At 32.7% G+C, this 11,342-nt stretch carries 9 protein-coding genes; 1 reads left to right on the forward strand and 8 read right to left on the reverse strand.

Features of this window, described 5'->3' with window-relative positions:
- The 8 genes from HPY79_11500 to HPY79_11535 form a co-directional block, all read right to left on the reverse strand.
- The coding region (locus HPY79_11500) for a hypothetical protein (GenBank protein ID NSW46428.1) at window positions 1-329 on the reverse strand (329 nt) is incomplete at its 3' end.
- 294 nt (window positions 330-623) lie between these two features.
- The gene (gene hutH / locus HPY79_11505) at window positions 624-2,114 is read right to left on the reverse strand and encodes a histidine ammonia-lyase (GenBank protein NSW46429.1); all 1,491 of its coding nucleotides are present in this window, start codon (window positions 2,112-2,114) and stop codon (window positions 624-626) included.
- A 201-nt stretch (window positions 2,115-2,315) separates the two neighbouring features.
- The gene (meaB, locus tag HPY79_11510; GenBank protein NSW46430.1) at window positions 2,316-3,404 is read right to left on the reverse strand and encodes a methylmalonyl Co-A mutase-associated GTPase MeaB; all 1,089 of its coding nucleotides are present in this window, start codon (window positions 3,402-3,404) and stop codon (window positions 2,316-2,318) included.
- On the reverse strand, window positions 3,405-4,622 hold the full coding sequence (locus HPY79_11515; protein NSW46431.1) for an FprA family A-type flavoprotein: 1,218 nt from the start codon (window positions 4,620-4,622) through the stop codon (window positions 3,405-3,407).
- A gap of 68 nt (window positions 4,623-4,690) precedes the next feature.
- On the reverse strand, window positions 4,691-6,730 hold the full coding sequence (ppk1, locus tag HPY79_11520; GenBank protein NSW46432.1) for a polyphosphate kinase 1: 2,040 nt from the start codon (window positions 6,728-6,730) through the stop codon (window positions 4,691-4,693).
- A gap of 89 nt (window positions 6,731-6,819) precedes the next feature.
- Window positions 6,820-7,314: a histidine phosphatase family protein gene (locus HPY79_11525; GenBank protein ID NSW46433.1), complete on the reverse strand. Its 495-nt coding sequence runs from the start codon at window positions 7,312-7,314 to the stop codon at window positions 6,820-6,822.
- Window positions 7,315-7,392: 78 nt separating this feature from the next.
- Window positions 7,393-8,415, reverse strand: coding sequence for a 6-phosphofructokinase (locus HPY79_11530; protein NSW46434.1), 1,023 nt, complete (start codon window positions 8,413-8,415; stop codon window positions 7,393-7,395).
- A 7-nt stretch (window positions 8,416-8,422) separates the two neighbouring features.
- Window positions 8,423-9,202 carry a diaminopimelate epimerase gene (locus HPY79_11535; protein NSW46435.1) on the reverse strand — a complete coding sequence of 260 codons (780 nt, stop codon included), beginning with the start codon at window positions 9,200-9,202 and terminating at the stop codon, window positions 8,423-8,425.
- 112 nt (window positions 9,203-9,314) lie between these two features.
- On the opposite strand from HPY79_11535, the gene HPY79_11540 reads away from it, so the two are divergent.
- Complete coding sequence (locus tag HPY79_11540) at window positions 9,315-10,733, forward strand: Do family serine endopeptidase (protein NSW46436.1); 1,419 nt, start codon at window positions 9,315-9,317, stop codon at window positions 10,731-10,733.
- Window positions 10,734-11,342 lie beyond the last annotated feature (609 nt).

Consider the following 11,342-nt stretch of genomic DNA (forward strand, 5'->3'; position numbering starts at 1 on the left):
TTAAGAAAATGAGGTGCATTGCCCCATTGAATGTTGCTAAATGATCCTTGTGGGTTATTTCCATTTCCAACCGCTAACACAACTAAGCCAAGATTATTTGTAGTAGCTGTTTGTGTTTCGCTGTAAATGACATTTCCGTTAGCATTGTTTTCTACTATACTAAATCGGAAGGCTACATTTTGGTTAGGCAAAACATTGCCTTGTGCATCGCGCACAACAGCCTGATACGAAAAACTCTGTGGCACTTGAGCCATAAGAGTAGAAATTTGAAAAGTAAAAAGAAGTAACCACAAAGTTTTGTTTTTAATCTTTTTAACATTGTTTTTCATGTATAATTATTTTTTAATTTTTAAATTAAGGTCACATGGAATACGCCATTCGAATAAAGAGCAAGGCTTATTTGTGAGTGATAATTTCATTTTCGGTTGCTGTGAATTTATTCTCATGGCTATTTCATAGTAGTAATAATTTTTAATACAAAGATAATTTAAAAATATAAAATAGCAAATTTATATTTATAATATAAAATTCAGAAAATAAGCTATATAGATACGATTTGTTAATAAATTACCACGAAATGTTAATAAAAAAAATGCAAAATTGATTAAAGCGAAGAATTGATATTAATCAATTATGTAATTATCAATAAAGTTTACACTTTTTGATATTAATTTGTACATAATTTCATCTTCTTGAATAAATTGAACTTCTTTTCGATACGAATGGATTAATTTTTCTAATATAGGACTAGTTTTTAATGGCCGACGAAATTCAAGTGCTTGTGCTGCATTGAAAAGTTCTATTGCTAATATTCGTTTGGTATTTTGTGCTACTTTAAATGCTTTAGTTGCAGCATTGGCTCCCATGCTCACATGATCTTCTTGTCCTTGAGATGATTCTATGCTATCGACCGAGGCTGGAGTACAAAGCTGCTTGTTTTGGCTAACGATAGATGCCGCCGTGTATTGAGGGATCATGAAGCCAGAATTCAAACCAGGATGTGCAACTAAAAATGGGGGCAGTCCTCTTTTACCGCTAATAAGCTGATAGGTTCGGCGTTCGGAAATATTGCCCAGTTCAGCTAAAGCTATACTTAAGTTATCGAGCGATAGGGCTAAAGGTTGACCATGAAAATTACCGGCAGATATAATTAAATCTTCATCGGGGAAAATGGTTGGGTTGTCCGTTACAGCATTTATTTCACAATAGATGACGTTTGCAACATAGTTGATGGTATCTTTTGAGGCACCATGTACTTGTGGAATGCAACGGAATGAATAAGGATCTTGTACGTGTTTTTTGGGTTGTTTTATAATTTCGCTATCTTCAAGTAATTTTCTAAAATGCTGTGCGGTATCAATTTGTCCTTGATGAGGTCGAATGGTTTGTATAAGTGGATGAAAGGGTTCTATGCGGCCATCGAATGCATCTAATGATAAAGCACCAATAATATCGGCAAATTTTGATATTTTAAATGCTTCTAAAACAGTCATAACAGCATATGCTGCCATGAATTGAGTTCCATTTAGTAAAGCTAAGCCCTCTTTTGATTGCAATTCAATGGGATGCCAGTTTAATTTGCGAAAAACTTCTTCGGTTGAACATTTATGACCATTGTAATATACTTCACCCAATCCAAGTAAAGGTAAAGATAAATGGGCCAATGGTGCCAAATCGCCCGATGCACCTAATGACCCTTGTTGATAAACAACGGGGAAAATATTATGGTTAAACATATCAACCAAACGTTGTACAGTTATTAGTTGAACGCCACTATGCCCTTGTGCTAACGATTGAATTTTTAATAATAGCATGAGCTTTACTATTTCTTGTGGCACTTCATCGCCTATACCGCATGCATGCGACATTACAAGATTTTTTTGTAGAGTGGCTAGTTCATTATGCGAAATACTTACATTGCATAAAGCACCAAATCCGGTAGTAACACCATATATTGGAGTCGGATCATTCTTTATTTTATTATCTAAATATTGTCTGCAATGATTTATTTTTTTTATTGCATTTTCTGATAGTGCAATTTGAATATTATTTTTTAAAATTCTTTCTATTGTTTCAAAGTTTAACGGTTGAGACGAAATATAATATACTTCCATAAATTATAATTTTAGTTAATTATTTAATAAAAAAGGAAAAAATAACTAAGTTATCTCTTTATTAAAAAAGACTTGTGCGATTTAGCTTTATCAAATATTGTAACAAAGAAGTCATTCAATGTAATTGATTATATGGCAAAAATAAATATTTATTTTTTTAAATAGAATGATTTTTTGCAGTTTCAAAATAATAGGAAGTAATTATTTTTTTAGGTAGTTAAAATATTGGTTAAGAATTTCTTCAGCGGCAGCAATAGAGCTTATTTGGTGTTTAACAACTTTTTGTTCCATTTCGGGTAAAATTTGTTGAATGACGGGTGTATTGTAAAAATGTTCTTTTAATAAGTCAGTTATCGTTTCGAACATCCAGTATTTAGCTTGCGATCGACGACGTATATCGAAATATTGATTATTTTTTACAAATGCAAAATATTGTTCTAATGTTTCCCAAATATTATTCATGCCAAATCCAGTTAATGAAGAGCAAGTTAATACTTTGGGTTTCCAACCCGATTCGGGTAGGGGCAAATATTGCAAGGCATTTTTATATTCACGAGCAGCTACTTCACATTTACGTTGATTAATGCCATCGGCTTTGGTTATGGCTATAATGTCGGACATTTCCATGATACCACGTTTGATCCCCTGCAATTCATCGCCAGCGCCGGCAAGCATAAGTAGCAAAAAAACATCAACCATACTATGTACAACTGTTTCGGATTGACCAACGCCAACTGTTTCAATAAAAATAACATTAAAACCGGCAGCTTCGCATAAAATAATCGATTCGCGAGTTCGGCGGGCAACGCCACCCAAATTACAGCCCGAAGGGCTTGGACGTATAAAAGCATTTGGTTGGGTAGAGAGATGCTCCATACGGGTTTTATCGCCTAATATGCTGCCACCACTACGTTCGCTACTTGGATCAATAGCCAAAACAGCAAGTTTATAACCTTTTTCAATTATAATATTACCAAACGATTCAATAAAGGTACTTTTTCCGACGCCAGGAATGCCTGTAATACCAATGCGGATTGAATTGCCCGATAATGGCAAACAACCTTCAACGATTTGACGAGCTAAAGTTCGATGTTCTGGTAAAGTACTTTCAATTAAGGTTATGGCTTTACTTAAAATTGTTCTGTTTCCACTTTTTATGCCTTCAATATAATCATTGAGAGTAAGAATCTTTTTTTTTCTCGATAATTGGTTAAGGTTAGGATTTAGATTAGGAGGTTGTTCAATGCCTTCCTGAACCTTTAGAGCACTATGGGTGTCTTTTTTTTTCATTTATTCGGCAGAAACTGTTGAATTTTGAAGTTGTATAGCAAATTGTTTTCCTGCTTCTACATAGGGGCTATCGTCAAAAAGACTGAACTTACTTATTAAACCATCATTTAAAAGTTTAAATTTAAGTTGGCCGGCTGTAGCATTGATGATTTTAGCTGCTTCGCCACTCCATCCAAAACTGCCAAACGACATAAAAAGTTTTCCTTTGTCGCGAATAGGATTAACTACAGCAAACAATCGATAAACGGGCAATAGTGTATTTTGGTTGATGGTGGGAGAGCCTATCATTAGCCCATCAGCTAAAGTTAATAAAGAGTCTATTTCGCCTAATTCCATTTTTTCAATGTCGGCAAGAATAACTTTTATTTGGTCAATGCTTTGGGCACCTTTTGCTAATGCTTCTGCCATTTTTTTTGTGTAACCATATGCTGAAATGTAAGTAATAACCAATGTTTTTTGTTGATGCTCTGTTTGTGATAGATATTCTTTAGCGTAACGTTCGCTAAGTTCTACTTTTTCTTTCCAAGTTTGACGTAAGATAGGTCCATGTCCAGTACAGATAGCAGCTATTTCGAGCGGTTTTATTTTTTCAATGGCTTTTAGCATAAATTTGCTATAAGGCTTTAAAATTACATCAAAATAATATTTGAAAGCGTCGTCGTATTCGGGAACAAGATCATCGAAAACATTTTCGTGGCAAAAATGGGCTCCAAATGAATCGCAGGTAAATAAAAGTTTGTCTTCTACTAAATAGGTATAAATTGAATCTGGCCAATGTAAATTAGGGGCTGCAATAAATTTTAAGGTTTTATTGCCAAGTGATAGCGTGTCGCCATCTTTTACTGTTAACGATTTGAAAGGTATATCGACCATATCTTGTAAGTAACGTATGGCATTCCCACTCCCCACTACGGTTGCATTGGGAGCTATACGCAATAAGTGACGTAAACTACCGGAATGGTCGGGTTCGGTGTGGTCTAAAATGATGTAGCTTATTTCTTCTGGATTACATACAGCTTTTACTTTAGCTAAGTATTCGTCTTTAAATTTTTCTTTGGCAGTTTCGATAATTGTTTTTTTTTCGGCGTCGATAAAATATGAATTGTATGTTGTACCGTATTGAGTTTCCATTACGATATCGAAAGTAACAATATCGTAATCTAAAATGCCGATCCATTTAACATCCTGATTGACAGGTATTATATAATTATTGCTCATAATATTATATTTTTTTCAAAAATACTGAACAAAGTTAAAAATAATGCTGATGTTCGTCAATGATGTTTTTATTTATTTTTTGGATAAAAGCTTTTACAAACGTTGTACATTTCGAATTGAGAGCGAAAAGCTGGCTCGTCATCTTTTTTTATGATTTTATTTGATAAATGAAAATCAACGGTTCGAGCTTTTACATTATCCTTCCAGGAGCATTCAAAAATGGCTTTTATCTGATTTTGAATTTGCTTATCGTAAATAGGCGATAAAACCTCAAAACGTGTATCTAAATTTCGGGGCATTAAATCGGCTGAACCAATGAAATATTTAGGATTTTGGTCATTGCAAAAAATATAAATACGGCTATGTTCGAGGTAATAATCAACAATCGTTTTTATCTCGATATTTTTGTGTTTTAAATTTGTAATAGAACACATCGCTCTAACATTAAGACGAATTTTAACACCCGATTCAGCTGCTTTGTATAATAAATCAATTATTTTGTAATCAGTTAAGTTATTTATTTTAATATCAATATATGCATTTTTTTTATTTTGAGCATTTTTAATTTCGTTTTTTATTAAACGCTCAATTTTTTGTCGCATATTGATGGGTGAAACAAATAAATGAAGGAAATTTTTTTTGTTAAAGTTATTTCTTAAAATTTCAAAAAATTGTTTACCTTCTTTTACAAGTTTAATATTCGAAGTAATAAGCATTAAATCGGTATATGTTCGGGCTGTTTGTCCATTAAAATTTCCTGTACTAATGCAAATAATATCATTAAGATTTGATTTTTTATGAAATTCTATTAAGCAAATTTTAGCATGAACTTTAAAACCAGGGACACCCAAATATACTTTTACATTTTCATCGGTAAGTTTATTGGCATAATTGATGTTGTTTTTTTCGTCGAATCGGGCTTGAATTTCCATAAATGCTGTAACATCTTTACCATTTTTTGAAGCATTAATAAGTGCGTTTACAACACTTGATGGATTGGCAAGCCGATATAAAGTTATGGAAATAGATTTTACCAAAGGACAAATAGAGGCTTCGCGAAGTAAATCGATAAAATGATTGAAGGAATGATAGGGAAAATGTAGTAAAATATCGTTATTTTGAGCTTTTTCAATAACCGGTTCTTTTATGTTTAAAAGTGGATGTGGAATGGTAGCAGGTGGATTAGTAGAAGGGAGATTAAAGCTTGGAAATTTTAATAGGTCTTTGAAATTATGATAACGTTCTCCAGGTATTATAGTGTCGTTCTTGTCTATATTCAATTTTTTTGTTAATATTTTTAACATCGACGGGGGCATATCGGCATCGAAAATAAATCGAACCGGATCGGCTGATTTTCTTTGTTGTAAACCTTTAAGGATTTTGTCAATGTAATTTTCTTGAATATTATCTATAATGTCCAGTTCTGCATCTCGGGTAATCTTTATCGTGTATGCTTCTATTTTATTTGGCAAAAACTGATAAAAAATATTTATCAAATTGGCTCTAATAACATCATCTAAGAACATCAAATGCTTTTGGGAGTTATTTTTATTAGGAATTGCTATAAATCGGGGAATAATGTTTGTTGGTAGGTTTAATAAGGCATGTAATTCTTTTTGTTTTTTAGTTTTAATTATAACGGCTAAATACACATGGTCGTCTTCTAAGTTGGTTAATTTCTCAACTTCATCGAGCATAATGGGAATGAGATAGGGTCTAATTTGGTTTAGAAAGTATTCTTCGATAAATGCTTTTTGTTCATTATTAATTTCGTTTTCATTTAATATATATATATTATGTTTTTTGAGTTCAAGTAGTATTTGTTTATAGGTAAGAGTGAAAATATAATTTTGCTTTAAAACAATATCGTTAATTTTATTTAAGGTAGCTTTGGGCTTATATCCTAAAATGTCGTTGGCTTTTGTACCAAGTAATGATAAGCGTTTTAAGGTTGCAACGCGTACTCTGTAAAATTCATCAAGATTATTAGAGTAAATACCCAAAAAACGAATTCTATCGTATATCGGGTTTTCTGTATTTTGAGCTTCTTGTAATACACGTTCATTAAATGAAAGCCAACTAATTTCTTTAGGTATAAATTTCATCATAATATTAAAAATTATACTTTAATGAAATATGATAGAGAACCAACTTTCTACTAATTTTATTTTTGTATAAAGAGAATATCGGAATCATGTTATAATTCTTTTGGATTAATAAAAAAAATTAATGAAGTGTTCTCATAGTTTACCTCTATCCACGATAAGGCTGTACTTGCAAAAGCAACCACGGCACCCTTAGGTAAGGAATAAAATTTTTTATTTAAAAGCTGTTCGGTTAAATTTGAGAGCATTGGGTTATGTCCAAATATCCAAACATTGGGTTCATTGGCTGCTGATTCTTCAAGAAAATAAAAGAAACTGTGTTCGCGGAAACAAGAGTATAAAAACGATTCTTCTTTTATTCGATGCGATGGTACACTGAAATGTTGAGCAAAATGTTGACACGTTTGGATACAACGATTGGCTGAACTGGTTAAGAAAATAGCATTATGTATAATTTCAGGATTTATCTTGTTTATAACTTTATGAATCCGTTCAATCCCTTGATTTGTGAGATTTCTCGAAAAATCGTCTTCGTGTTTTTCAATATCTTCGGCTATACTGTGTCTTACAAAAACGAGCTGTCGCATTATTAGATGATAATAATTTTTAAAAATTTATATAAAGGTAGGCTAAGTCTATTTTGCTAATGTTAAGAAAATATTAAATTATGGCAATTTATCGCCAAAGCAGGTGCCAATTTTTCTGGCTTTTTTGATGAGTGGAAAAAGGGGGTCTACTAATCGGGTTTTGCCTTCAACTTCGCTTAAGGGTATAGAAGTGATATTATTACCATGAATAGCTACCATACGACCAAAAACGCCTTCGTTAATTAAATCAACGGCATGAGTGCCATAGCGTGTAGCAAGAATTCGGTCGAAAGGAGAGGGGGTACCGCCACGTTGTAAGTAGCCTAAAACCGTAACACGCGTTTCATAATCAATTTTTTCTTGAATCATTTTGGCAACATATTCGCCAGCTTTCATTCCGTCTTTTGTTTCGATGCCTTCGGCAACAACAACGATAGAATATTTTTTTTGTATTAAAGCTCTGTGATTTAAATAATTACAAATAATGTCTTCGTTAAAGTTAATTTCCGGGATTAAAATAATATCTCCTCCACCAGCCATTCCAGAATATAAAGCAATCCATCCGGTTTTGTGTCCCATTACTTCTATGATCATAATACGCTTATGGCTATTCGCTGTTGTATGTAACCGGTCTATGGCTTCGGTTGCTATATTTACGGCCGTATCAAAACCGAAGGTAATATCGGTTCCCCATACATCGTTGTCAATTGTTTTAGGTATTCCTATAATGTTTAATCCTTCTTTGGCTAGTAAGCTAGCTGTTTTCATAGTACCATTGCCACCAATACACACTAATACATCGAATTTTTCGTCTTTATAATTTTTTACAATAATATCTGCTTTATTTGATTCTTTTTCTTCTTTTTTCTTTTTGTAGGGTTTTTCGCGTGAGGTTCCTAAAATAGTACCTCCTAGTGTTAAAATTCCAGAAAGACTCTGTTCATTTAATGGAATAAAGTCTTTGTTAATTAAACCTGAGAAACCATCAGAAATTCCAATAACTTCATGATTGTTTTGCAAAATGGCAGCTTTGGCAACACCTCTTATGGCTGCATTGATTCCGGGGCAATCGCCACCTGCGGTTAAAATTCCTATCTTCATATTTTAATTATAATTTAATTTCTCCTTTAAAAACAAATTTAACTGGACCAGAAAGCCATATATTTCTGAATTGTTTATCTTTTTTATCGAAACTAACATTTAGATTTCCGCCTTTTGCTACCATTTCAATGCTATAATTTCCATCGGGCTTATTTGTACAATGAGCAATTGCTGATGCTACTGAGCCAGTGCCACATGCCAAAGTTTCATTTTCTACGCCTCGCTCAAAGGTATAAATGGTGAGTTTGTTTTCTTCGTTGATGTGGCAAAAGTTGACATTTGTTCCTTCTGAACCAAAACGTGGCTCATGACGTATTGATTTGCCCGTTTTATATACATCTAATGTTTTTATATCGTATTTAAAGCTTACAAAATGAGGAGAGCCTGTGTTGACAAAATAACCATCTTCAAATATTTGAACATTATTAACATCTTGCATCTTAAGCTTTACATAGTTAGGGTTTATTATTTTTGCCAAATGAACCCCGTCAGAAGCTAGAAAAGTAGTTTCGTCGCTAATATAGCCATGATTATAGGCGTATGCTGCTATACATCGCCCACCATTTCCGCACATAGTAGCCGGTTTTCCATCGGAATTATGATAAATCATTTCAAAGTCGTAATTCATATTTTTTTTGAGCAACATTAAACCGTCTGCACCTATGCCAAAATGTCGGTCGCATAAAAAAGCTATTTGTTCAACAGAAAATTCGATATGGAATTTATTTAAGTCTATGATTATAAAGTCGTTGCCAGCGCCATGGTATTTTTCGAATTCTAAAATCATTTTAAAATGCGTTAATTTATTTTAAATTTTAAATGCAAAATAACATATAATTTGTAAAAAGGCGTTTTTTTTGTCGTAAAGTTAAGAAAAAAATAACTTAAAACTATTGTTTATGAAAAAGTATGTAATTCTATTTTTTACTGCTTTATTAGGAGCCACTATAGCTATTGTAGCTGATATTATATGGCTTCAGCCAAAATTTAAAAATATAGTTCAAAAGTCTGGACAGTATCCTGTTCATTATGCTTCCATGCGAGCATTACCTGCCGATGCTATCGATTTAACGTCGGCAGCTGAAATGTCAGTTAAAGCCGTTGTTCACGTAAAAACCAAAGTAGAATATGCTACGGGTAATATTTTTGATTTCTTTTTTGGTAATACTCAACCACAATATTACTCTCAAATTTTACCTGTTGGCTCGGGAGTTTGTATTTCTTCCGATGGCTACATTGTAACGAATAATCACGTTATTAATAATTCCGATAATATTGAAGTTATACTCTACGACAAACGCACTTATCCGGCTAAAGTGATAGCTACCGATCCTTCTACCGATATTGCTTTACTTAAGATTGATGCCGACAATTTGAATTATTTGACATTTGGTAATAGCGACGAACTAAAACTCGGAGAATGGGTCTTAGCGGTTGGCAATCCGTTTAATCTTACAAGTACAGTAACGGCTGGTATTGTTAGTGCTAGAGCAAGAAATATAGGAATATCATCTCCATTCTCAATAGAATCATTTATTCAAACTGATGCTGCTGTTAACCCTGGCAATAGTGGAGGTGCATTGGTCAATGTTAAAGGCGAATTAGTGGGTATCAATACAGCTATTGCCTCACAAACCGGTAGCTATGTCGGATATTCGTTTGCTGTTCCTTCGAACATTGTTAAAAAGGTGGTTTCCGATTTTATTAAATATGGTGAAGTACAACGAGCTTATTTAGGTGTTAATATTTTACCTGTCGACCAAGAATTAGCTAAAGAAAAGAATTTAAATACAACGCAAGGGGTATTTGTGCAAGGGGTTTATGATAATGGTTCTGCTAAAGAAGCCGGTATATTGCCGGGTGATGTGATTATAGCTATTAATGGCAATGAAGTGCGAGATATTCCACAATTACAAGAACAGGTCGGTCAGTTTGAACCTGGACAGCATGTAATGGTTACTATTTTAAGGGGGACAAAACAATTATCATTTGATGTCGCCTTGAAGAATGCTAAGAATAATTTCGAAGTTACAAAAACTACTGTTTCTAAGACCTTAGGAGCCAAATTGCAAACAGCAAGTTCTGACGAATTAAGACGATTACGTTTGAGTGCTGGTGTAAAAGTTGTTGAGTTAATGCCAGGAAAATTAAAAACGGTGGGTATTAAACCCGGTTTTATTATTACAGCTATCAACAAACAGACAGTAAAAACAGCCGAAGAAGCCGAATTGATTTTAAACCAAACTAAAGGGAATGTAATGATTGAGGGTATGTATCCCAATGGTATGTATGCTTATTTTAGTTTTTGGAATAATTAAATTATTCAGTCATCAAGAATAAGTTTTAAAAGAAAATCAATAATTTAAAAAGTCTAGCCTATTTAATAAATTAATAGGTTATTAAATAATATGTTCTATTTGAAATAAATTATGAAATCGCCATAAGATTAAAATTAACATTAACATTAACCGAAAAGAACCACTTACAAATAAACATTGCTTTTTTATTCGAAAGCCTTAAAACAATAAAGCCTTAAATAAAATAAATATAATTACTGATGAAATGATGATTTTTTGATTTTTTATATTCAAATTTCTTTAAAAAAAATAGTAAAAATGGCAAATAATTTTTACCAAATATACAATAACAACTACCATTTGTAAATTCAAACCTACCATCTACACAATAACAACGTAGTTTGTAAATTTGCCTCTTGACAAAGAAAAATAACTGTTATATCTTTGTCGAACCTAGCATTGCAAAAGGGCGGAGAAAAACATTTGTTCGACTTCGCTCTTTTGAGTCCTTTGCAAGGCTATTAACATGCAAATATGTGATTGTTAATAACTTATTGATGTTTTTATTTAAAATTCCAGAAATAATGGTTATTTTAGCGTTATGAAATTAGAAAAATCAGGAAATATGAC

Source organism: Bacteroidales bacterium (genome assembly GCA_013314715.1).
Lineage (GTDB): Bacteria > Bacteroidota > Bacteroidia > Bacteroidales > GWA2-32-17 > Ch61.